Here is a 20,267-nt window from a genome sequence, read left to right on the forward strand (position 1 = left end):
CGGGTGTGGGGGGGGCATTTGCCGGGGCGGTGTGGGGGGGGGGGGGCCCCGGGGGGGGGGGGGGGGGGGGGCCCCCCCCCCCCCCCCCCCCGCGCCCCAATCGCCGGCGAGGCTTGCATGTGGGCCGCACATGGTGGCCACGTGGGCGGCAGGTGTCAGACGCCCGCCGCGCTGAACTCCCTCGGCTTCGGGTCCGGAGTCTCCTCCGGCTGCGCCGCGTTCAGGTCCGTCAGCATCTGCTTCGTGAAGCCGAACCAGTACGTCGCCAGGAAGCCCACCGCGTAGCCGGCCAGCAGGCCTCCCGCGTAGATCGCGATCGTCTCGCCCAGGCCCTTGTTTCCGTCGACCAGGGGGAACAGGGCCCAGCCCGACGGGCCGATGGCCGTCGAGCCGACCTTGTCGCCCAGCATGTTGAACAGGCCCACGAAGCCTCCGCCGAACGCGCCGCCGACGCAGGCCGTGATGAACGGGCGGCCCAGCGGGAGCGAGACGCCGTAGATCAGGGGCTCGCCGACACCCAGGACACCCGCGGGGAGTGCGGACTTGATGGTGTTGCGGATCGAGGTGTTGTGCGGGAGACGGGCGTAGACGGCGACCGCCGCGCCGACCTGGCCCGCCCCCGCCATCGCCAGGATGGGGAGCAGGACCGTGAAGCCCTGCTGCTCGATGAGGGTGGCGTGGATCGGGATGAGCGCCTGGTGGAGGCCGAGCATCACCAGCGGGAGGAAGAGTCCGCCGAGGACGAAGCCGGCGCCCGCTCCGCCGCTGGCCAGCAGCCAGTTGGCGAAGTCGCCGATGGCCGTGGAGATCTCACCGGCCACGTACATCAGGCCGAAGATGGTGACCAGGCCGGAGACGAGGACGGTCAGTGTGGGGGTGACGAGGACGTCGAGGGAGGCCGGGACCACGCGGCGGCACCACTTCTCGACGTACACCGCGAGGATCGCCGCGGCGAGCGCGCCCAGCACTCCGCCCTGGCCGGGGGAGAGCTTCTGACCGAAGGCCTCGATGTTCGCGACGCCGGGGAAGACGATGATCGCGGCGACCGCGCCGCCGAGGATCGGGGTTCCGCCGAACTCCTTCGCGGTGTTGTAGCCGACGAAGACCGCGATCAGCGCCATGAAGCCGCTCGCCATGGCGGCGAGTGCGGGGGTGACGGCCGGCACCCACCCGAGGTTGATGAGCAGGCCGTTGAGGCCGGCGATGATGCCGCAGCCGATGAGGGCGGGGATGAGCGGGACGAAGATGTTCGCGATCTTCCGCAGGAAGAGCTTGAAGGGGGTGGCGTTGCGCGACTTCCGCTCCGCCCTGATGGCCGCGCCCCGGTCGGCAAGGGCTTCCGCGGTGACGGGCGCCTCCGCGATCAGCGCCTCGAACTCGGGGGTGACGCGGGCGACGGTGCCGGGCCCCAGCACGATCTGGTAGGTGTCGTCGTCGACCACCCCCATGACGGCGGGCAGCGCGGTGAGTTCCTCGTCCCGGACGAGGGAACGGTCGCGCAGACCGAGGCGGAGACGGGTCATGCAGTGGGCCACGGACGTGACGTTGACGGCGCCTCCGACGAGAGGGAGGATCGCTGCCGCCGTCGCCTTGTGATCGATCGGGCTCATGGTGCGGGTGCCTTGCTGTGCGGGGGCGGGGGACGCGCTGGGGAGGGGCGGATCAGAGAGCGGACTGCAGTGCGGCCCGGAGGTGGCCCCGGGATTCCGTGAGGCGACGGCGGGCCGTGGCGGCGTCCACACCGGCCAGGATGGTCAGGATCGCCTCCTTGACCTCGCCGTCCGTGGCGGCGAGCGCCGCCTCGATCTCCTCGTCGGCGGCTTCGGTGGCGAGCGCGACGATCCGCCGTGAGCGGGCCCGCAGCTTCTCGTTGGAGGCGCGGACGTCGACCATGAGGTTTCCGTACGTCTTGCCGAGGCGGATCATGGTGATCGTCGAGATCATGTTGAGGACGAGCTTCTGCGCCGTACCGGCTTTCAACCGGGTCGAGCCGGTGAGCAGTTCGGGTCCGACGACGACCTCGATGCCGTGGTCGGCGGCCGCGGCGAGCGCGCTGTCCGCGTTGCAGGAGAGCCCGACGGTCAGTGAGCCGAGGGCGCGTGCGTGCTCGACCGCGCCGATGGCGTACGGGGTGCGGCCCGACGCGGAGATCCCGACGACGGTGTCGTCGGCGGTCAGCCGGAGCCCGTCCAGGTCCGCGGTGGCCAGCTCCTTGCTGTCCTCCGCGCCCTCGACGGCCTTGACCATGGCGGAGGGGCCGCCCGCGATCAGGCCCAGGACCTCGGAGGGGTCGGTGTTGAAGGTGGGCGGGCACTCGCTGGCGTCCAGCACGCCGAGCCGGCCCGCCGTCCCCGCGCCCGCGTACACCAGCCGGCCGCCGCGGGACATACGTTCCGCCGTGGCGTCGATGGCGGCGGCGATCCGCGGCAGCTGGGCGGCGACCGCGTCGGGGACGGTGCGGTCCTCGCCGTTCATGACGCGGGCGATCTCGAGGGTGGGCTGCTGGTCGATGTCGGCGAGCTCGGGCCGGAACGCCTCGGTGGTGAGCGTGGCCAGCTGAGCGCGGAGTTCGCCGTGTGCGGGCGACGTGGAGGTCATGGAGGTGCGGCTCTGCTTTCTCATGAGGGGGGCTGATCAGCGGGAGCGCGGGCTGTGCCGGTGCGCCAGGGCTTCGTAGGAGGCGGCGAGGGCAGGGGCCGCCGTCTCGTACGTGCGCTGCGCGATGCCTATGAACAGGCAGTCGACGACGAGAAGCTGACTGGTGCGCGAGGACATCGCGGCCGGGCGCAGCTCGCTCTCGCGCGCGGTGGACGTGGTCAGTACGTGGTCGGCGTACTGCGAGACGGGGCCGTCCGGGCGGCCGGTGATCGCGACGGTGGTCGCCCCGCGGTCGAAGGCCACTCGCAGCGGCTCGATCACGTCGCCGGTGGAGCCCGAGTGGGTGATCGCGATGGCCACGTCGCCGGAGCGCAGCTGCACGGCGTTGGTGACGGCGAGGTGGGGATCGCTGTGGGCGTGGGCGATGAGACCGATGCGCAGCAGCTTCTGCGCGAGGTCCATGCCGACCAGGGAGGAGGCGCCGACGCCGTAGATGTCGATGCGGCGTGCGGTGGCCGCGGCGGAGACCGCCGCGCCCAGCTGGACGGTGTCGAGCCCGGCGGCGGTGTCCGCGAGGGTCTGCTGCTCGTCGTACGCGAGCTTGGTGACGACGTCCGCGATCGGGTCGTCGACGGCGATGTCCGCGGTGACGCTGGGGGCGCGGCCGGACTGCTGGTGGGCGGCCAGGCCGGCCAGCGCGAGGCGCAGGTCGCGGTATCCGGGGTAGCCGAGGAGACGGGCGGTGCGCACCACGGTGGCCTCGCTGGTGCCGGTGAGCTCGGCGAGACCGGTGACCGTGAGGGCCGCACAGCCCGCCGGGTCCTCGGCGACGGCTTCGGCGACCCGCTGCATGGAGCGGGTCATGGACGGCGTGAGCGTCCGCACCTTCGCCGCGAGGGCGGCGGGGGCGGGCGGAGCGTCGCCGCTGAAAATTTCCTTCACTGGATTGGTCACCTCTGAAAGATATTTTCGCTTTTCGCCGGTCGTCAACCCCCTCCGTGGCGGAGAGCTGGGCGGATGCGTGACACCGGGCCCGCGGACGGGGGGCCGGCTGGGTGACAATGTCTGCATGGACGACGCCAATCCGATCGAGCAGGCCCTGCACACGGCGCGCTCCCTGGTCCTCGCCGACCTGGCCGCCCGCGATGTGGCCGACGCCGCGGTGGTGTCGCTGGTCGAGGAGGCCGTGACCCACCGCCGCTGGTGGGTGGAGCAGTGGCCGGAGGGCGTCGAGTACGTCGCCGGTCTGGTCGCGCAGGACGTCCAGGACTCGCTCCTGGAGCGGCACGGCCGCTGGCCGCTGTGCCCGGTCTGCGACGCCGGTGAACCGCACGCCCTCGACGTCGAGCCGGAGCTGGGCGCGGACCCGCACTGGGTCTGCGGCAAGGCGGGCGTGGTCGTGGCCCGGGTCGGCGGTCTGACATGACGGTGTACATCGATCCGCCGACGTGGCCGGGCCACGGCCGTATGTGGTCGCACCTGATCAGCGACGTGTCCTTCGAGGAGCTGCACGCGTTCGCGCAGTCGATCGGCTGCCCGGCCACCGCCTTCGAGCGGGATCACTACGACGTCCCCTCGCACCGGTACGGGGACGCGGTGGCGGCGGGCGCGGTGCAGGTGTCGAGCCGTGAGGTGGTCAGCCTGCTGACGCGGGCGGGGCTGCGGCGGCCGAAGGGCCGCGCGGTCTGACGGCCGGACGGGCTGCGGACGTGCGTGGCGCAGGGCCACGAGGTGTCCGCCGTACGGGCACGACGGTGTCTGCCGTATGGGCACGACGGTGTCTGCCGTATGGGCACGACGGTGTCCGCCGTCCGGGCACGAGATGGGTTGGCCGTATGGGCACGAAGGTGTTTCTGCCGTACGGCCACAAGGTGTGTTGGCCGTCCGGCACGAAAAGCGCGCCGTACAGCCACGAGGTGTATTGGCCGTCCGGGCACGCAAAGCGTGCTGTACGGCCACCCGCATGTCACCGCCGTACGGCCACCGCATGTGTTCGCCGTCCGGCCCCGAGGTGTGTCCGCCGTACGGGCACGAAAGGCGCGCTGTACGGCACACCCTCCGGTGGCCGCCGTACGGCCGCCCCAGGTGTCCGCCCAGCGGCCGGAAAAGTGTGGCCCCGCGCCGCGCGTCAGTCGGCGGTCGGGCGGCAGACGCCGGCCCCGGGCACGGTATGGGACATGTCCGCAGTCTCGTGCCGCGTGGAGGAGGCGATCACGCGCGACCTGCCGTGCAGGCGCAGTGAGATCCCGACCAGGGCCAGCGCGGCGACCGTCATCGCGGCGCCCGCCCACGCCGTGGAGGCGAAGCCGAAGTCGGCGTCGATCACCGTGCCGCCCAGCCACGGGCCTCCCGTGTTGCCCACGTTGAACGCGGCGGTCGTCGTCGCGCCCGCCAGAGTGGGGGCCGCGCCCGCGACATTGAACATGCGGGCGTTGAGGGCCGGGGCGGTGAAGAAGGCCGAGAAACCGAGCAGCAGCGTGAGCACGATGGTCGCCACCGGGCTGGGTGCGAACAGCGCCAGCGCCGCCAGCAGGACCGTCGAGGCGGTGATGCCGCTCAGCAGCACACCGAAGAGGTGCGCGTCGGCGATCCGGCCGCCCACCGTCGTACCGATCAGTGCGCCGATGCCGAAGAGGGCGAGCACACTCGGCACCCAGCCGGCGTCCAGGCCCGAGACGTCCGTGAGCAGGGGCGCCAGGTAGGAGAAGGCGCAGAAGACACCGCCCGCCGCGAACGCCGTGATCGCGACGGAGAGCCAGACCTGACGGTCGCGGTAGATCGACAGCTCGCGCCGCAGCCGCGGCTTCTCGTCGGGCAGCGGGATGCGCGGGATCAGGGTGACGACACCGGCCAGCGCGATCGCGGAGGCCGCGGTGACGGCCCAGAACGCGGAGCGCCAGCCCAGGTGCTCCCCGAGGAACGCGCCCGCCGGGACCCCGAGGACATTGGCGGTGGACAGCCCGCCGATCATCACGCCCATGGCGCGGGCGCGCGAGGTGAACGGCACCATCGCGATGGCGACCGCGGCGCCCACCGCCCAGAAGCCCGCGCAGGCGAGCGCGCTGACCACCCGCGAAGCGAAGAGGATCTGGTACGTCGGTGCCAGGGCACCGGCGATCTGGCCGAGGCCGAACAGCGAGATCAGGGTGACCAGCGTGGTCTTGCGGGGCAGCCGCAGGGTGGCCACCGCGAGCAGGGGCGCGCCGACGACCATGCCGATCGCGAACGCCGAGATGAGCAAGCCGGCCCGGGGTATGGAGACGTTCATGTCGTCCGCGATGGGCGGCAGCAGCCCGGACAGCATGAACTCGCTCGTCCCGAGCGCGAAGACGGACAGCCCCAGGATGTAGACGGCGAGGGGCATACGGGAACGGCGCTCGGCGGATTCGGGCATGACAGCAGCAACGACCTGAATCGCTGATCGCATTCCCGCCGGTGCGACGGCTACGCCGGTCCCGTGCTCAGCCGGCGGCGCCGAGGAGCTCCAGCTCCGTCCCGAGGTTGCGCCGGGCCGCCGGTTCCCACACGCGTTCGCCGTACGGGGTGTGGAACAGCCGTGGCAGCTCCAGCAGTTGGCGCAGCACCGCGGCGCGGCCCGTACGGAAGGCGTCCTCGGGGACGAAGCCGTACTCCTCGCGGACCGCGGCGGCGTAGGCGGCGTACGGTTCCGGGCCGGAGGCCAGGATCGCCAGGTCCGCGTCGCACAGGACCGCGCCGTTGGCGTCGGAGTCGTCCGGGGCGTGCATGATGGTGAGGCGCACCAGGCGGGCGACCTCCGCGGTCGCCTCGGGGGAGAGGCCGGCCTCGGGGAGGGCGCGTTCGGCGAGGCGGGCCGAACGCTCCTCGTTCTCCGAACGGTCGGGGAAGTAGACCGCGTCGTGGAACCAGGCCGCGAGGCGCACCAGATCCGGGTCGGCGGCGTGCTCGGCGAGCGTGTCGATGTGGTCCAGGACCGCGGTCAGATGCGCGGTGGTGTGATAGCGGCGCTGCGGTTCGGCCCAGCGCGCGAGCAGATTCTCGGCGTACGGCAGGGGATCCGGCACGTTCGCCGCGGACGGGCCCCGGCGAGCGGCGAGCAGGGCCTCGGTCCAGCGTTCGCGGAGATCGGCGGTCATGTGCCGACTGTAGTTCCTGCCCTTCGGATCCCGCCGGGCCGATCCCGGCCCCGAACGCTGGAGGCGCTGGGCGCGATGCGGTTGGCTGGGCGCATGGAATCTGTACGCGATCCCGAGCTGCCCGGCCTGCTGCTGCGCACCGAGCGCGACGCCCTCGTCCCGCTGCTGCGCGCCCGCCCCGACGACGATTTCGCCCTCCGCACCTGTTGCCCCGGCTGGACGGTGCGGCATGTGCTGGCCCACTGCAGCTCGGCGCTGATGCGCGTGGTGGACAACCGCTTCGAGGAGGGTGTCTTCACGCCCGCGTCCAACGACCGCGACATCGCCGAGCGGGCGGACTGGACGAACGCCCGCGTCGTCGACGAGCTGGAGCGCGGGATGACCGAGGCGGGTGAGGTCATGGCCGCCGCCGGACACGGAATGCTGGACAAGATCGCCCTCGGCGAGTGGGTGCACGCCGGTGATGTGCGGGCGGCTCTCGGGGAGCCGGGGGCGTACGAGGGGCCGGGGCTGACCCATGCGCTGGCCCTGCTGGCCGCCCTGACCCGGGCGCACAAGTCGCTGCCCCTGCTGGCCCGGCTCGACGGGCACGACGCGCCGCTGGTGCTCGGTTCCGACAGCCCGGAGCCCGCCGTCTACAGCGGGTCGGCGGCCACTCTGGTCAGGCTGGTGGCGGCCCGGCCACTGACGGGGACGCGCTACGAGCTCACCGGGGCGGCGGAGCGGGAGCTGGTCTTCTTCGACTGACGGGTCTTCTTCGACCGGCCGGGGCCGCGCGCTGCCGACGACAGCTTTCGGTGCTGCTGCCTCCGCGGCGGAGTGAAGTTGTCATACCGGGAGATAATGGCACCAAAGGTATGTGTGTCGACCAGTGAGGCGGAGGCAGACGCCATGATCGCAGTGATGATCGTTTTCGGGCTCATCCTGGTGTGTCTCCTGGCGGGGGCCATGTGGTGGGACGGCAGGCGCCGGGAACAGCTCGTCCCGCCGCTTCCCGAGGAGCAGCCCAAGACGCCCGACCACCGCGAGCACATCGAGGAGGTCCGTGAGGAGGACGACGACACCTTCCCGCACGAGGGCGACAACCGGCTCCTTCCGTACAACATGCGCACCCACAGCACCCACAGCACCGGCAAGGGGCCCGACGAGCGGCCACTGCACGGGAAGAACGCGCACAGCGGTTCGTTCGGCAGCGGCGGCCTCGGCGGCTGAGCCCCGGTCGGCGCGGCGGCCGGTCGTGGTCCGTCGCCCGTCCCGGCGTGCCCGAGTGCGTGACCAACGGCTCACATCCTGTCCGACCAGCGACTCATTCCCCTATGGGGTACCTCGTACGGTTGTGCACACCCCCGCCCGGCGGTTCACCGGCGCGGATCCTCGGGTGCAGCTGCTTTCGTGGTACATGCGCATTACGCTGGCATTGGACTAGACCTATACGAGCCGTCTCCCTGGAGGATGGGGTCACATGAGCAACCGTGCAGTCCTGGAGGTGATCGCTCTGGACCCGCAGGACGCGGTCGCGGCGCAGTCCGGAGGGGCGGACCGGCTGGAGTTGGTCACCGACATGGCGGCGGACGGGCTGACCCCGTCTCGGGAGACCTTCGCCCGCATCCGTGACGCCGTGGACATCCCGCTGCGCGTAATGCTCCGCCTCGCGGACGGCTTCTCGTCGGGCTCGCCTGCCGACGTGGACTCCCTCGTCCGGGCGGCGGGCGGGCTGCGGTCCGAGGGTGCGGACCAGTTCGTACTCGGCTTCCTCGACGATGCCGGCAACCCGGACCTGGTGACGGTGGAGCGGCTGATGGCCGAACTGCCCGGCTGCCGCTGGACCTTCCACCGCGCCATCGACCGCGCCGCCGACCGGGACTCCTTGCGCAAGCAGCTGGCGGACATGCCGGGCCTCGACACCTATCTGACCGCGGGATCGCCCGACGGCGTCGACGACGGTCTGCCGACCCTGCTGACGGAGGCCCGCAGGTCGGGCGAACCGGGCTACGAGCCGCAGATCCTGGTGGGCGGCGGGTTGCGGCTGGAGCATCTGCCGGTGCTGCGGGAAGCGGGCGTGGAGGCGTTCCACATCGGCGGGGCGGCGCGGCCGGACGGCTGGGAGCGGCCGGTGGCGCCCGCCGCCGTCGAGGAGTGGCGGCGGGCTCTCGACGCCTGAGCCGTGCCGGCGGCTGCTCACCCGGCGTGCGGACCGCGGCATGCGGACGACGCCGCGTCCGACGGACAGACCTGCGCCCCCACCGGGCGCGGGCCGTCCCCGCTACGCGCGTCGAACCGTCCCCGCTAGGCGAGTTGGGCCGGCAGCGGCGACCTGTGCAGCACCGTGAGGCCCGAGACCGCACGGGTCAGGGCCACGTACAGCCGGCGCAGGCCCGTGCGTTCGTCGGGTTCTGCGGCGACCACCGACGTCGGGTCGTCCAGGACGACGTAGTCGTACTCCAGACCCTTCGCCAAGGACGCCGGGACCAGCGTGAGGCGGGACGTCAGCGTCGTCTCCGAGCCCGGGGTGAGCCACGTCAGGCCCGCCGCGGCGAGTGCCCCGCTCAGCGCCGGGATGCGGCCGTCCGCCGCGATCAGGCCGATCGAGCCCTCGTGGCGCAGCGATTCCTCGCACGCCGCCACCACCGCCGCGTCCAGGTCCGTCACCTCACGGATCGCCAGGGAACCGGGCGACTCCCGCACGGAACTCACCTCCCGCAGGCCGGGGGACATGTGCGGGAGCAGCCGGGAGGCGTACGCGATCACCTCGCGCGGTACACGGAAGCCCGCCGTCAGTTCCTCCACGACCGCGTCCGGCTTGCCGAGGTGGAACAGCGCCTCCTGCCAACTCCCCGTGGCCCAGGGCGTGGTGCCCTGCGCCAGGTCGCCCAGCACGGTGGCGGAGCCCGTCGTGCAGCGCCGGCCCACCGCGCGGTACTGCATCGGGGAGAGGTCCTGCGCCTCGTCGAGGACCACATGACCCAGCGAGTGCGTCCGCGCCACCAGGTCCGTCGCCTCGTCGATCAGCACCGCGTCCGCCGATGACCACTGGGCCGTCCGCGGGCTCCGCGGCGGCTTCTGCCACAGGACTCTCTTCTGTTCCTCGGGCGTCAGCACCCCCTCCGCGTGCGCGGCCAGGAAGTCCGCGTCGGACAGCAGTCGCAGCACCAGTCTCGCCGGGTCCACCGGCGGCCACATCGCCTTGACGGCCGCCTTCACCACGGGGTTGCGTGCCACCGCGTCCTGCACGCGGTCGTCCGGCGCCTCGCCCGCCTGTTCCATGCGGACCAGCACCGTGTGCGCGATGCGCTGCGGCAGCGCATCGCGCGCGGCGCCGTAGCGGATGTCGCGGTCCAGCAACTCGCGGACGATCTCCTCCAGTTCGTAGGCGGGCACCCGCCACCGCCGGGAGCCGCGGACGACCATCAGCGGTTCGGTGGGGAGCGTGACATGGGAGCGGACGGCCCGGAGCAGCACCTCCGCCATCCTCGCGTCGCCCTTGACGACGGCGGTCGCGGCCTCGTCGGTCCCGCGTACCTCCACATGCGCCACGAGGTCGTCGACGGTCGCCTGCTTCACTTCCAACTCACCGAGCGCGGGCAGCACTTGCTCGATGTAGTGGAGGAAGGACCGGTTCGGCCCGACGACCAGCGTGCCCGTCCTCGCCAGCCGCTCCCGGTGCGCGTACAGCAGATAGGCCACCCGGTGCAGACCGACGGCCGTCTTGCCCGTGCCCGGGCCGCCCTGCACACAGACCGTGCCGCCGAGGCCGGACCGTACGATCTCGTCCTGCTCCGGCTGGATCGTGGCGACGATGTCCCGCATCGGGCCCACACGCGGCCGTTCGATCTCCGCCTGGAGGAGCCTGCTGGTCCGTTCCGCCTCGGCCGGATCGCTCAGATGCTCGTCCTCGTACGCCGTGAGGTCACCGGCCGTGTAGCCGAAGCGCCGCCGCAGTGCGACGTCCAGCGGGTCCTTCTTCGACGCCCGGTAGAACGGCTGCGACACCGGCGCGCGCCAGTCGACCACCATCGGATCGCCGTCCACGTCGTGCACATGGCGGCGGCCGATGTAGAAGCGCTGCCCCTCCTGCGTGGTGTGGAGATAGTCGACGCGGCCGAAGAAGAGCGGGGTGTGGGAGAGGTCGGCGAGTGCCTTGATGCGCTCGTCGATCTGCGCCTCCAGCACCGCCGCGTTCACCCAGTTCGCGGTGACGTCCTTGATGTCGAGGGCCTGGACGTCCTCCCGCATGACGCGCAGGGCGTCGCGCGAGGCCGAGAGATGGGCACGTTCACGCGACAGGGGGTCGGTGTCGGCAGTGTCGGGTACAGGGGCGTGCGCGGGCACGGGTCGCCTCCGGCGGCTACGGCAGGGATCTGGGCAGGCAGACCACCCGGTTTCCGACCGGGCGGTGGCGCTCCTCAGCGGGAGGCGGGGAAGACGGAGGAGTCTAGGTCAGCCCGGCCGGCGCGTGCGACCGTATTTCCCGCGAGACGACCGGACGTCCCGTGAGGACGACGGGGGCGACAACGAGGACGACGGGGGGCCGGCGCGGGGGGACGGGGCGACGCGGGGGGCGCGCCAGGACGACGCCGTGCCGCGCGAGTACTACGCGCGAGCGTCCTCCCCGTAGGGGACGGCCTCTGTCCGAAGTCGTACGTGCGCGACCGCAGGGTTCAGTCCATGGATCGATGTTCCGGACGGGCGGGAATCCCATCATGGAGGTATGAGTACAGCGACCTTCACCCCAGCAGCCCATGTCCCTCCACCCCATCACGGAGCCACCGCGACCGGGGCCCCGCACTCCCGGCACCGCGTCGGCAACGCCCTGCGTGCCGTCAAGGTTTTCGCCGAGGCCGTCTTCAGCGTCGCCGTCCTCGGTGAGTACGCGGAGGAAGCGGGCGTCCGCCGCCGTTGATCCACTAGGGTCGCGGCCGTGAAGTACCGGAACGTGACCCCTCGTCTACTCACCGCAGTCACCTCGATCGCTCTCGCCGTCTCCCTCGCCGCGCTCGCCGGCCTCTGCATCGCTCAGCGCATCCCGATGGCCGACACCCTCGTGTACCGGGCGGAGGGAGCAGCCGTCGCCAACGGCACCGATCTGTACGGGTTCACCGTCACGCGCTGGCGTCTGCCCGCCACGTATCCACCCTTCGCCGCGATCCTCTTCGTACCGACCACCTGGCTGCCCGTCCCCGCGCTCAAGGTGGTCTTCGCCGTCGGCAACGTCCTGCTGCTCGCCCTGCTGGTGAGGCTTTCCTGCCGTTTCGCGGGTCTGCCCGCCCGGGCCCCGCTGATCCTGGCCGCCGTGGCCGCCGGCCTGTGGCTCGAACCCGTCTTCCAGACCGTCCTGTTCGGACAGATCAATCTCGCCCTCGTCTGCCTGCTGCTGTGGGACCTGTCCCGAGACGACGCCGCCCTCGGAAAGGGCTTCGCCATCGGGGTCGCCGCGGGCATCAAGCTCACGCCGCTGGTGTTCGTCGTCCATCTGCTGATCACCGGCAGGCTCCGGGCGGGACTGACCGCACTCGGCTCGTTCGCCGGCACCGTGGCCCTGGGAGCGCTCGTCCTGCCGCAGGCCAGCGCGGACTTCTGGACCCGGCGCCTCTTCGAGACGGAGCGGGTCGGCAAGGCGTGGATCATCGACAACCAGTCCCTCCAGGGACTGTTCGCCCGGCTGCTGCACACCGGCGAACCGGGGGCCGTCTGGCTGTTCGCCGCCGCCGTCACCGCCGTGGCGGGGCTGTGGATCGCGGTCCGCACGGACGGGCCGTGGGGCGTCCTGGCCACCGCGACGACCGCCCTGCTCGTCTCCCCGATCAGCTGGTCGCACCACTGGGTGTGGTGCGTCCCGCTGCTGGCCCTGCTGATCGCGGAGAACCGGATGCGCACGGCCGCGGCGGTCGCCGCCGTCTTCATGGCGCGCACCCTGTGGCTGGTGCCGCACCACGGGGACCTCGACCTGCGGCTGCCCTGGTGGCAGCAGGTACTGGCGTCCCCTTACCCGCTGTTGGGATTGGCGGTGCTGGCGCTGGCGCGAGGATGCCGTCAGCGCAGCAGTTCGTCCGCGTCCATGATCCGGTACGCGTAGCCCTGTTCGGCCAGGAAGCGCTGGCGGTGCGCCGCGAAGTCCTGGTCGATCGTGTCCCGCGCGACCACCGAGTAGAACCGTGCCTCGTGACCGTCGGCCTTCGGGCGGAGCACCCGGCCGAGACGCTGCGCCTCCTCCTGACGGGAGCCGAAGGTGCCCGACACCTGGATGGCGACCGTGGCCTCCGGCAGGTCGATCGAGAAGTTCGCGACCTTCGAGACCACCAGGACGGAGATCTCGCCCTGCCGGAACGCCTCGAAGAGCTTCTCCCGCTGGGCGTTGGACGTCTCACCCTTGATCACCGGCGCGTCCAGGTGCTCGCCGAGCTCGTCGAGCTGGTCGATGTACTGGCCGATCACCAGCGTCTGCTCGCCGCGGTGCTTGGCGACCAGCGCCTCCGTCACCTTCCGCTTGGTCGCGGTGGTGGCGCAGAAGCGGTACTTCTCCTCGGTCTCGGCGGTGGCGTACGCGAGCCGCTCCGAGTCGGTCAGATTGACCCGGACCTCGACACAGTCCGCCGGTGCGATGTAGCCCTGCGCCTCGATCTCCTTCCACGGGGCGTCGAAGCGCTTGGGGCCGATGAGCGAGAACACGTCCGACTCGCGGCCGTCCTCACGGACGAGCGTCGCCGTCAGACCGAGCCGGCGGCGGGCCTGGAGGTCGGCGGTGAACTTGAACACCGGGGCGGGCAGCAGATGCACCTCGTCGTAGAGGATCAGGCCCCAGTCGCGGGAGTCGAAGAGCTCCAGGTGGGGGTAGATCCCCTTCCGCCGGGTCGTCAGCACCTGGTAGGTGGCGATGGTGACCGGCCGGATCTCCTTCCTCGTCCCGCTGTACTCGCCGATCTCCTCCTCGGTCAGGCTCGTCCGCTTCACCAGCTCGTGCTTCCACTGGCGGGCGGAGACCGTGTTGGTCACCAGGATCAGCGTGGTCGCCTTGGCCTGCGCCATGGCACCGGCGCCGACGAGGGTCTTGCCGGCGCCGCAGGGCAGCACGACGACACCCGAGCCGCCGTGCCAGAAGCCCTCGACGGCCTGCTTCTGGTACGGGCGCAGCGCCCAGCCGGTCTCGTCGAGGTCGATGCGGTGCGCCTCGCCGTCGACGTAACCGGCATGGTCCTCGGCCGGCCAGCCCAGCTTCAGCAGCGTCTGCTTGATCTGACCGCGCTCGGAGGGGTGCACGGCGACCGTGTCCGGGTCGAGCCGCTCGCCGACCAGCGGCTGGACCTTCTTCGAGCGGAGGATCTCCTCCAGGACCGGCCGGTCGCTGCTGGTGAGGACCAGGCCGTGGACGGGGTGCTTGGAGAGGGTGAGCCGGCCGTAGCGGGCCATCGTCTCGGCGACGTCGACGAGCAGCGCGTGCGGGACGGGGTAACGCGAGAACTCGACGAGAGCGTCGACGACCTGTTCGGCGTCGTGTCCCGCGGCCCGGGCGTTCCACAGACCGAGCGGGGTGACCCGGTAGGTGTGGATGTGCTCGGGCGCGCGCTCCAGCTCCGCGAAGGGCGCGATGGCGCGACGGCAGGCGTCCGCCTGCTCGTGGTCCACTTCGAGGAGAAGAGTCTTGTCGCTCTGGACGATGAGGGGTCCGTTCACACCTGCGCCCTTTCGGTAAGCCAAACCTCCAGTGTGCCGTACCGGGCGACAGAAGTGGCGGGCCTGATCCCGGCGGGCGGGGGCACCAGGGACCCATGACCGTACAACGGGAAGGCACCACGGCCGGAAGCGTCGTGGCACAAGTCTCATGGGGCAGGACCGCCCTCCGCGTTCTGATCATGGTCCTGGGGTTCGTCGCGCTGGTCGGCTTCTCCGCCGTGCTGGCCAAACTGACGCTCACCCCGTCGCCGGCCTCGTCGGAGATCGCCGGAGCCAATCTGCGGCCCGGGAACTCACTGCGGCAGTACGCCGAGGACTACACGTTCCTCGCGGCCTGCAAGCAGGTCGGCGGCAATCTGGTGCTCGGTGCCCCGTTCGGGCTGATCCTGCCCGTGCTGGTTCCGCGCAAGATGCGGATGGTGCGGGTCGTGGTGCTGACCGCGCTCGTGATGGTGCTCGTGGAGATGGCGCAGGGCGCGATCGTCGAGGGACGCGCCTTCGACGTCGACGACGTCATCCTCAACACCAGCGGTGCGCTGATCGCGTACCTCCTGGTGGGGCGCAAGATCGGGCGCCGTTTCCACGCGCTCGCCGAGCCGGGACGGCGGGACCGGGAGCGCGCCGAGCGGGCGGAGGAGCGCCGGCTGGAACACGGCCGGGAGCGCGAGCGCAAGCGCAAGGTGGCCCGGGCCAAGGCCCGTACCCGGCCGGGTGCCGAGTGGCGTGCCGTGCGCACGCGGGTCGCCGACCGGGTCAGGCGGAGTCGTCGGCGAGTTCCGCCACGCCCGTGATGCGGTGCAGCGGATACGTGCGGACCTCGTCGGCCGTGTGGTCGTAGGCCGTCACGAACCCGCCCTCGACGCGCACCGGCGCGATCACGCGCTGGCTCGCCGAACCCTCCGCGTTGACGTAGCCGATCCAGATCGCCGAGCCCGTCATCGCCGCGGCCTGCACCGTGGCGAGGGTCTCGGCCGAGGAGGAGCGCGGCAGGCTGCCGTTGGGTGAGGGCACGGGGGCGGGCTTGCGTTCGACGGTGGCCGCGAGGTCGCCCGCCCGGATCGCCTTCACGGCGGCCCCGAGCAGGGTGGCGTCGGGCACCGGCGGGCCGTCGGGGACCGGAGCCGGAGGGGTGCGCGGCGGTGTACGGCGCGCGTGGGCCCGGGTGATGAGGACATCGCCCTCGGCCGACTCGGCGGCGGGCGCGTACCCCATGGCCCGCAGGCCGTCGAGCAGCGGCCCCGGGTCGGCCTGGGCGGCGAGCACGGTCGGCGCGAGGCGCCGCAGCCGCAGGCCCTGGGAGCGCTTGTCGGCGAGGATCTCGTCGAGCAGGGCGTCGTCGTCGCAGCGCACGTACGCCGACGCGGCGCCGATCCGCAGATGCCCGTGCCGGCGGGCCACGTCGTCGATCAGGTACGACAGCGGCTGCGGAACCGGCGTGCGCGAGTGGGTGGCGAGAAAGGTGTGCAGGTCGGAGGCGGACCGTCCGGCGTCGAGCGCGCGGCGCACCGAGCCGGGTGTGAAGCGGTAGACCGTCGCACCGCCCTTGGACTCCACGTCGGCGAGGACGGCGAGCGTCTCCGCGAGCGGCCGCTCCAGCGGGCCGGGGGCGACGGCCGTGAGGTCGGCCTGGAGGAGCACGTGGTCCAGCGGCTCGGGCAGCAGCGGCGCGAGGGCGGCGGCTGCGAGAGCGACCGGATCGGGTCCGGCACCCGGGGTGCGTGAGGCGTCGGGGCCGGGGGTTCGGGCCGCGTCCGGGCCGGGGGTTCGGGCCGCGTCCGGGCCCGCGCCCGAGGGGCCCGAAGGTCCGAGCAGCGCGCGGCCGTGCGCGGACAGGGCGCCACGGCCCGTCACGCCCAGCGTCTCCGCCTCCGTCAGCGTCCATGCGGCGACGCGGGAGCGCAGATCCACGGAACCGTCGGCGGCGCTGCGGGCGGCGTTGGCGTCCGCACCGGTCCCGCCCCGCAGCGGGCGCTCCCAGCGCAGCCGGGCGAGCACCGTCTCGGGGTCGGGAGCCGTGCCCGCCGGCAGCACGGCCAGCAGATCCAGGACCCGGCGGCGCACCTCGGCGGTCGCCGAGCGGTCCAGGTCGGGACCGAGCGCCGAGAGGGAGCGGCCCTTGGCGTCCTGGCCGCCGATCAGACCGGACGTACGGGTCGCGGTGAGCCAGGCCGATGCCAGCAGTGCCCAGCGCTCGGCCGGGGGCAGGGTGAGCCACTCGTCGTACGCGGGCGTCGGCGCGTACCGTTCGTCGGCCTTGCCGTCCGCCGCCAACAGGCCCGCCGCATAGGCGAGTTCGATCCAGAAGGCGGCCATCTGCTCGCCGGTGTCCAGCGCGGCAGCGGTCCGCTTGAGATCGCGGACGGACAGACCGCCGGAACGCATGACGGCGGGCCCGCCCTCGTGCCAGTCCTGGAGCAGGTCCTCGACCGTCGACAGCGCGGTGAAGGCCTGGCCGGCCGCGGTGCTGTCCACAACCTGTGGACGGCCCTGCGTGAGGGACGCGGTCGCGGCGGGCCCCACCGCCGGCGGCACCGGCTCCGGCACCCGGTGCGCCCGGCCGCCCCGCAGATGCAGGGCCACTTCGCGCGGCAGCACCACGGTGCGGGGCGATGCGGGCAGGAGCATGCCGTGGTCGCGCAACCACTGCACGGGCGGTGCCGGATTCGCCGTCACCTCGCCGTACGGAGGACCCCACACCAGCCGGTCCAGGACCGTCAGCGCCTCCGACGGCGCGGTGTCCAGGAGGGCGCCCATCCGTCTGCGGTCGGTGAACAGCGAGGTCAGCGAGGCGACCGCGGACACCGGATCGTGCGTCGTCGGCAGTCCGGCGGACGCCAGGATGTCCTGGAGCCGGCCCGGCGACATCCCCGACGTTGCCTCCGCGACGGTCGGGCCGAGCCCGGTCGGCGACGGCCGGGTGGGCGAGGGGGCCAGCAGCTCACGGGCGGTACGCACCAGCCGCAGCCGGTCCTCGCCGCCCCACACCAGCGCCTGCCCGCGCAGCACACCCAGCGCGCGCGGCAGCGCCGCCTCGATGTCGGGATCGCCCTCGTCACCGGACAACAGAGCGAGCAGGGTCGCGTACGGAGCCGGGTCGGGGGCCACCGCCAGCGCCTCGGCGGTCTGCAGCGCGAACCGGTCCAGACGCTCCAGTGCCCGCACGACCGAGGCGCGGGTGCCGGCACGGGTGGCCAGCTGCGTCACGTCGTTGGGTACGGGGTTCAGCAGATCGGGGCGGGCGCGCAGCAGCGCCGCCAGCTCCTCGTCGTCGCGGGTACGCAGGGCCTCGGCCAGCGTGCGCGGACTGCTGCTTCCTTCGGGCATGGTCCCCATCCGCCCCACGGTAGACCCTGGAGCGCTACCGTCGGGGACAGGGCGGGCCCGGGAAGACAGGGCGGCCCGGCAGGGGAACGTCAGGGGAACGGCCGTGGGGATCGAGAGCGACCAGCTCGTCTACGACTATCTGAGCCGGGTCGGCGACCTGGCTCAGCAGCAACAGCTGCCGTCCGGCACCCGGATGAAGCTGGTGTCGGCACTGCGCGGCGAGATCGACCGGCAGCGCGCGAAAGCCCTGTCCGACAGCCCGGCGGCCGTGCGCCGCATCCTCGGGCGGCTCGGCACACCGGACGAGGTGGTTGCCTCGGCCTCGGACGGTGACGGCCCGTCGGAGCCGCCGGCCCCCCGGCACACACCCTCCCGCGCGGTCCCGCCGGAACCTCTTCCCACCGCCGATCTGCCGGCCCAGCGTGTACGCCGCCGGGTCCCCCGGCCACGCACCGGAACGGCCCGCGAACGGCCCGGGAATCCGCAGCCGTCGGTGGGCGCGTCGCCGCCCCATCTCGCCGGCATGGACGAGCTCGGGCCGTCCGACGGGGTCGACTGGTGGCGGGTCGAGCCCAAGCCGTTGGGTGCGGGTGAGAGCGTGGCCGGCTTCACCGGCGGCGTGGAGATCCCCGAGATACTCAAACCCCCGCCCACCGAGGAGGAGTTGGCCGCGAAGGCCGCCAGGGCCGCCGAGGAGGAGGCCGAGGCGGCGGAGTACGAGAGCGAGGAGGCGGCCGGTGAGGCGACGGAGACGGTCGTCCCGCGCCGCCGCCGGCGGCTCCGGCTGCGGCGCCGCGCGGAGGAGGCCGTGCCCCGGGCGGGCTTCGGCAACCCGTTCCTGCTGCTCGCGGCGGCGTTGCTGGTCGCCGGCGCGTTTCTCGGCAACTGGCTCGCGCTGGGCCTCGGCTGGCTCCTCGCGTACGGCTCGCGCCGGCTCACGCCCGCGGAGGTGAAGACGGCGGTCTTCGGCCTGCCGGGAGCCGCCGTGGCCGGTGGACTTGTCTGGCTCTGGGGCCGGTTCGAGGGCCGCTGGGGCGAGCCGATCCCGGAGAACGGCATGGGCGACGCGCTGGCCGGGACCTGGCCCTGGGTACTGAAGGGCGCGGCGCTCGCCTCCGCGCTCTATCTCGTGTGGCGGGCGCGGAGGCGGTAGGCCGTGCGGGCTCCGGCGGCGGTCAGGACGTGAGATCGGCCGGGAGCGGTCCGGTGCCCTCGGCCTTCACCGGGGCACGGTCCCCGGTCCCGGCCGACCACGGACTGCCCGGTACCACCAGGGGCGAACCGGTCACCGGGTCCGGGACCACCACCGACTCCAGACCGAAGACCTCGCGTACGAGCGCGGCCGCGACGGCGGCGGCCGTACAGCCGATGCGGCGGACCGCGAGCGCGCGTCTGGCTGACATGGAGACCAATCGAACGGAGCAAGGGGTTGGTAAGGCCTGGCCAACACTACGGAAGGGTCCGCGCGGCCCGGTGGGCACAATGGGTCTCATGGCATCGCACCCCTCACCCGGCCCGTCGCCCGCGTCACCGGCCCGTCCCGACGGCCCCCTCACCGTCGGGTTCGACCTCGACATGACGCTCATCGACTCCCGCCCGGGCATCCACGCCGCCTACCGCGCGCTCGCGGCGGAGACGGGGGTGTGGATCGACGCGGACCTCGCCGTCACCCGGCTCGGCCCACCCCTGGAGCAGGAGTTGGCGCACTGGTTCCCCGACCGGCAGATCCAGGCCATGAGCGACCGGTACCGCGAGCTCTATCCCACGTACGCGATCGGGCCGACCCTCGCGATGCCCGGAGCCCGCGAGGCGGTGACCGCGGTCCAGGAACTCGGCGGCCGCGCGATCGTCGTCACCGCCAAGCATGAGCCGAACGCCAAGCTCCACCTCGCGCACCTGGGCATGGAGCCGGACGCGGTGATCGGCTGGCTGTGGGCGGAGGCCAAGGGGGAGGCGCTGCGCGAGTACGGCGCGCGGGTGTACGTGGGCGATCACACGGGCGACGTGCGCGGCGCGCGCACCGCGCGGGCGCTGTCGGTCGCGGTGCCCACGGGCCCGTGCAGCGCCGATGAACTGCGGGAGGCCGGCGCGGACGTGGTACTCGACGACCTCATGGCGTTCCCGGCCTGGCTGCGCGACTACGCGGCGGGACGAGCCGCCTGAGCCGCCTTAGCCGCCTGCGCCGCCTGTGCCGACCGGGCAGCGCGGCGCTGCACCGCGATGGAGCGCAGCACACCGGCCGCGGCGATCAGGAAGCCGACGCCCATCAGCATGCAGACCGCGTACGCGATGGACGGGAACGGCTCGGTGCCGAGGAACAACGGCGCCACCGTGACCAGTGTGGCGACCGCGCCGACGATGAAGACGATGGCGCCGGCACGGACCAGCCCGTCACCGGGGGCGGGAGGAGTAGCAGTCATCCGGCCAGGGTAGTTCCCTGCGCGTAGGAACCGATCGGGGACGTCTTGTCACCGGCCCCTGGACCATTAGCCTTGGGGGTGGCGGGTCAGGCGACCCGCTGTAGTGCTATCCAGAGCCGTTTTTCGGCGCCCATCTTCCGGT

The 20,267-nt window shown here is 72.6% G+C and carries 19 protein-coding genes and 1 pseudogene; 10 read left to right on the forward strand and 10 right to left on the reverse strand.

Annotated features, from left to right (window positions below; translation table 11 throughout):
- Window positions 1-155: 155 nt before the first annotated feature.
- The 3 genes from ABTX78_RS24300 to ABTX78_RS24310 are packed head-to-tail and all read right to left on the reverse strand — an operon-like array spanning window position 156 to window position 3,552.
- A complete protein-coding gene (locus ABTX78_RS24300) occupies window positions 156-1,610 on the reverse strand; it encodes a PTS transporter subunit EIIC (RefSeq protein ID WP_352208901.1) in 1,455 nt (484 codons plus the stop codon).
- Window positions 1,611-1,662: 52 nt separating this feature from the next.
- Entirely contained in the window at window positions 1,663-2,598 is a 936-nt protein-coding gene (murQ, locus tag ABTX78_RS24305; RefSeq protein WP_352209009.1) for an N-acetylmuramic acid 6-phosphate etherase, read from the reverse strand.
- 36 nt (window positions 2,599-2,634) lie between these two features.
- Window positions 2,635-3,552: a MurR/RpiR family transcriptional regulator gene (locus ABTX78_RS24310; protein WP_352208902.1), complete on the reverse strand. Its 918-nt coding sequence runs from the start codon at window positions 3,550-3,552 to the stop codon at window positions 2,635-2,637.
- A 115-nt stretch (window positions 3,553-3,667) separates the two neighbouring features.
- Here ABTX78_RS24310 and ABTX78_RS24315 point away from each other — a divergent pair, with 115 nt between their 5' ends.
- A complete protein-coding gene (locus ABTX78_RS24315; protein ID WP_352208903.1) occupies window positions 3,668-4,024 on the forward strand; it encodes a DUF8819 family protein in 357 nt (118 codons plus the stop codon).
- Window positions 4,021-4,287, forward strand: coding sequence for a DUF4031 domain-containing protein (locus tag ABTX78_RS24320; RefSeq protein ID WP_352208904.1), 267 nt, complete (start codon window positions 4,021-4,023; stop codon window positions 4,285-4,287). The genes ABTX78_RS24315 and ABTX78_RS24320 overlap by 4 nt, the downstream gene beginning before the upstream one ends.
- 439 nt (window positions 4,288-4,726) lie before the next feature.
- On the opposite strand, the gene ABTX78_RS24325 is transcribed toward ABTX78_RS24320, so the two are convergent.
- Both ABTX78_RS24325 and ABTX78_RS24330 read right to left on the reverse strand, forming a co-directional pair.
- A complete protein-coding gene (locus ABTX78_RS24325; protein WP_352209010.1) occupies window positions 4,727-5,962 on the reverse strand; it encodes a Cmx/CmrA family chloramphenicol efflux MFS transporter in 1,236 nt (411 codons plus the stop codon).
- A gap of 97 nt (window positions 5,963-6,059) precedes the next feature.
- Window positions 6,060-6,713, reverse strand: a complete 654-nt coding sequence (locus ABTX78_RS24330) for an HD domain-containing protein (protein WP_352208905.1) — start codon at window positions 6,711-6,713, stop codon at window positions 6,060-6,062.
- A gap of 93 nt (window positions 6,714-6,806) precedes the next feature.
- On the opposite strand from ABTX78_RS24330, the gene ABTX78_RS24335 reads away from it, so the two are divergent.
- The 3 genes from ABTX78_RS24335 (at window position 6,807) to ABTX78_RS24345 (ending at window position 8,874) form a co-directional block, all read left to right on the forward strand.
- Window positions 6,807-7,460, forward strand: coding sequence for a maleylpyruvate isomerase family mycothiol-dependent enzyme (locus ABTX78_RS24335; RefSeq protein ID WP_352208906.1), 654 nt, complete (start codon window positions 6,807-6,809; stop codon window positions 7,458-7,460).
- Between the two features lie 144 nt (window positions 7,461-7,604).
- Window positions 7,605-7,925 (forward strand): DUF6479 family protein, encoded by a 321-nt coding sequence (locus ABTX78_RS24340; RefSeq protein WP_502993948.1) that lies wholly within the window; start codon window positions 7,605-7,607, stop codon window positions 7,923-7,925.
- 250 nt (window positions 7,926-8,175) lie between these two features.
- On the forward strand, window positions 8,176-8,874 hold the full coding sequence (locus ABTX78_RS24345) for a copper homeostasis protein CutC (RefSeq protein ID WP_352208908.1): 699 nt from the start codon (window positions 8,176-8,178) through the stop codon (window positions 8,872-8,874).
- Between the two features lie 125 nt (window positions 8,875-8,999).
- Here the strand turns inward: ABTX78_RS24345 and ABTX78_RS24350 are convergent, their stop codons facing one another.
- Complete coding sequence (locus ABTX78_RS24350; RefSeq protein ID WP_352208909.1) at window positions 9,000-11,042, reverse strand: HelD family protein; 2,043 nt, start codon at window positions 11,040-11,042, stop codon at window positions 9,000-9,002.
- A gap of 379 nt (window positions 11,043-11,421) precedes the next feature.
- On the opposite strand from ABTX78_RS24350, the gene ABTX78_RS24355 reads away from it, so the two are divergent.
- Window positions 11,422-11,613, forward strand: a complete 192-nt coding sequence (locus ABTX78_RS24355; RefSeq protein ID WP_352208910.1) for a hypothetical protein — start codon at window positions 11,422-11,424, stop codon at window positions 11,611-11,613.
- Window positions 11,614-11,739: 126 nt separating this feature from the next.
- Complete coding sequence (locus ABTX78_RS24360) at window positions 11,740-12,786, forward strand: glycosyltransferase 87 family protein (RefSeq protein ID WP_352209011.1); 1,047 nt, start codon at window positions 11,740-11,742, stop codon at window positions 12,784-12,786.
- On the opposite strand, the gene ABTX78_RS24365 is transcribed toward ABTX78_RS24360, so the two are convergent.
- Window positions 12,744-14,381, reverse strand: coding sequence for a DNA repair helicase XPB (locus tag ABTX78_RS24365; protein WP_313945637.1), 1,638 nt, complete (start codon window positions 14,379-14,381; stop codon window positions 12,744-12,746). The genes ABTX78_RS24360 and ABTX78_RS24365 overlap by 43 nt on opposite strands.
- Window positions 14,382-14,476: 95 nt before the next feature.
- Between ABTX78_RS24365 and ABTX78_RS24370 the strand changes: the two genes are divergently transcribed.
- A complete protein-coding gene (locus ABTX78_RS24370) occupies window positions 14,477-15,172 on the forward strand; it encodes a VanZ family protein (protein WP_502993949.1) in 696 nt (231 codons plus the stop codon).
- Here the strand turns inward: ABTX78_RS24370 and ABTX78_RS24375 are convergent.
- Window positions 15,135-17,705: a helicase-associated domain-containing protein gene (locus tag ABTX78_RS24375; RefSeq protein ID WP_352209013.1), complete on the reverse strand. Its 2,571-nt coding sequence runs from the start codon at window positions 17,703-17,705 to the stop codon at window positions 15,135-15,137. The two genes, ABTX78_RS24370 and ABTX78_RS24375, sit on opposite strands and share 38 nt — an antisense overlap.
- A gap of 103 nt (window positions 17,706-17,808) precedes the next feature.
- Between ABTX78_RS24375 and ABTX78_RS24380 the strand changes: the two genes are divergently transcribed.
- Entirely contained in the window at window positions 17,809-18,858 is a 1,050-nt protein-coding gene (locus ABTX78_RS24380; RefSeq protein ID WP_352208911.1) for a hypothetical protein, read from the forward strand.
- Window positions 18,859-18,880: 22 nt separating this feature from the next.
- Here the strand turns inward: ABTX78_RS24380 and ABTX78_RS24385 are convergent.
- Window positions 18,881-19,057, reverse strand: a pseudogene (locus tag ABTX78_RS24385) (cobalamin/Fe(3+)-siderophore ABC transporter ATP-binding protein); the annotation flags it as partial.
- 139 nt (window positions 19,058-19,196) lie between these two features.
- Here ABTX78_RS24385 and ABTX78_RS24390 point away from each other — a divergent pair.
- Entirely contained in the window at window positions 19,197-19,868 is a 672-nt protein-coding gene (locus ABTX78_RS24390) for an HAD family hydrolase (RefSeq protein ID WP_352208912.1), read from the forward strand.
- Here the strand turns inward: ABTX78_RS24390 and ABTX78_RS24395 are convergent.
- Complete coding sequence (locus ABTX78_RS24395) at window positions 19,844-20,125, reverse strand: hypothetical protein (protein ID WP_352208913.1); 282 nt, start codon at window positions 20,123-20,125, stop codon at window positions 19,844-19,846. The two genes, ABTX78_RS24390 and ABTX78_RS24395, sit on opposite strands and share 25 nt — an antisense overlap.
- Window positions 20,126-20,267: the final 142 nt, after the last annotated feature.

Origin of the sequence: Streptomyces sp. NPDC096193 (genome assembly GCF_040302905.1) — a bacterium.
Taxonomy (GTDB): domain Bacteria; phylum Actinomycetota; class Actinomycetes; order Streptomycetales; family Streptomycetaceae; genus Streptomyces.

What these genes read in the sequence shown, in the direction of transcription:
- ABTX78_RS24300 (WP_352208901.1), bottom strand. Translation starts at nt 1,610, where the DNA reads ATGAGCCCGATCGATCACAAGGCGACGGCGGCAGCGATCCTCCCTCTC.
- murQ (WP_352209009.1), bottom strand. Translation starts at nt 2,598, where the DNA reads ATGACCTCCACGTCGCCCGCACACGGCGAACTCCGCGCTCAGCTGGCC.
- ABTX78_RS24315 (WP_352208903.1), top strand. Translation starts at nt 3,668, where the DNA reads ATGGACGACGCCAATCCGATCGAGCAGGCCCTGCACACGGCGCGCTCC.
- ABTX78_RS24320 (WP_352208904.1), top strand. Translation starts at nt 4,021, where the DNA reads ATGACGGTGTACATCGATCCGCCGACGTGGCCGGGCCACGGCCGTATG.
- ABTX78_RS24325 (WP_352209010.1), bottom strand. Translation starts at nt 5,962, where the DNA reads ATGCCCCTCGCCGTCTACATCCTGGGGCTGTCCGTCTTCGCGCTCGGG.
- ABTX78_RS24330 (WP_352208905.1), bottom strand. Translation starts at nt 6,713, where the DNA reads ATGACCGCCGATCTCCGCGAACGCTGGACCGAGGCCCTGCTCGCCGCT.
- ABTX78_RS24335 (WP_352208906.1), top strand. Translation starts at nt 6,807, where the DNA reads ATGGAATCTGTACGCGATCCCGAGCTGCCCGGCCTGCTGCTGCGCACC.
- ABTX78_RS24340 (WP_502993948.1), top strand. Translation starts at nt 7,605, where the DNA reads ATGATCGCAGTGATGATCGTTTTCGGGCTCATCCTGGTGTGTCTCCTG.
- ABTX78_RS24345 (WP_352208908.1), top strand. Translation starts at nt 8,176, where the DNA reads ATGAGCAACCGTGCAGTCCTGGAGGTGATCGCTCTGGACCCGCAGGAC.
- ABTX78_RS24355 (WP_352208910.1), top strand. Translation starts at nt 11,422, where the DNA reads ATGAGTACAGCGACCTTCACCCCAGCAGCCCATGTCCCTCCACCCCAT.
- ABTX78_RS24360 (WP_352209011.1), top strand. Translation starts at nt 11,740, where the DNA reads ATGGCCGACACCCTCGTGTACCGGGCGGAGGGAGCAGCCGTCGCCAAC.
- ABTX78_RS24370 (WP_502993949.1), top strand. Translation starts at nt 14,477, where the DNA reads ATGACCGTACAACGGGAAGGCACCACGGCCGGAAGCGTCGTGGCACAA.
- ABTX78_RS24375 (WP_352209013.1), bottom strand. Translation starts at nt 17,705, where the DNA reads ATGCCCGAAGGAAGCAGCAGTCCGCGCACGCTGGCCGAGGCCCTGCGT.
- ABTX78_RS24390 (WP_352208912.1), top strand. Translation starts at nt 19,197, where the DNA reads ATGGCATCGCACCCCTCACCCGGCCCGTCGCCCGCGTCACCGGCCCGT.
- ABTX78_RS24395 (WP_352208913.1), bottom strand. Translation starts at nt 20,125, where the DNA reads ATGACTGCTACTCCTCCCGCCCCCGGTGACGGGCTGGTCCGTGCCGGC.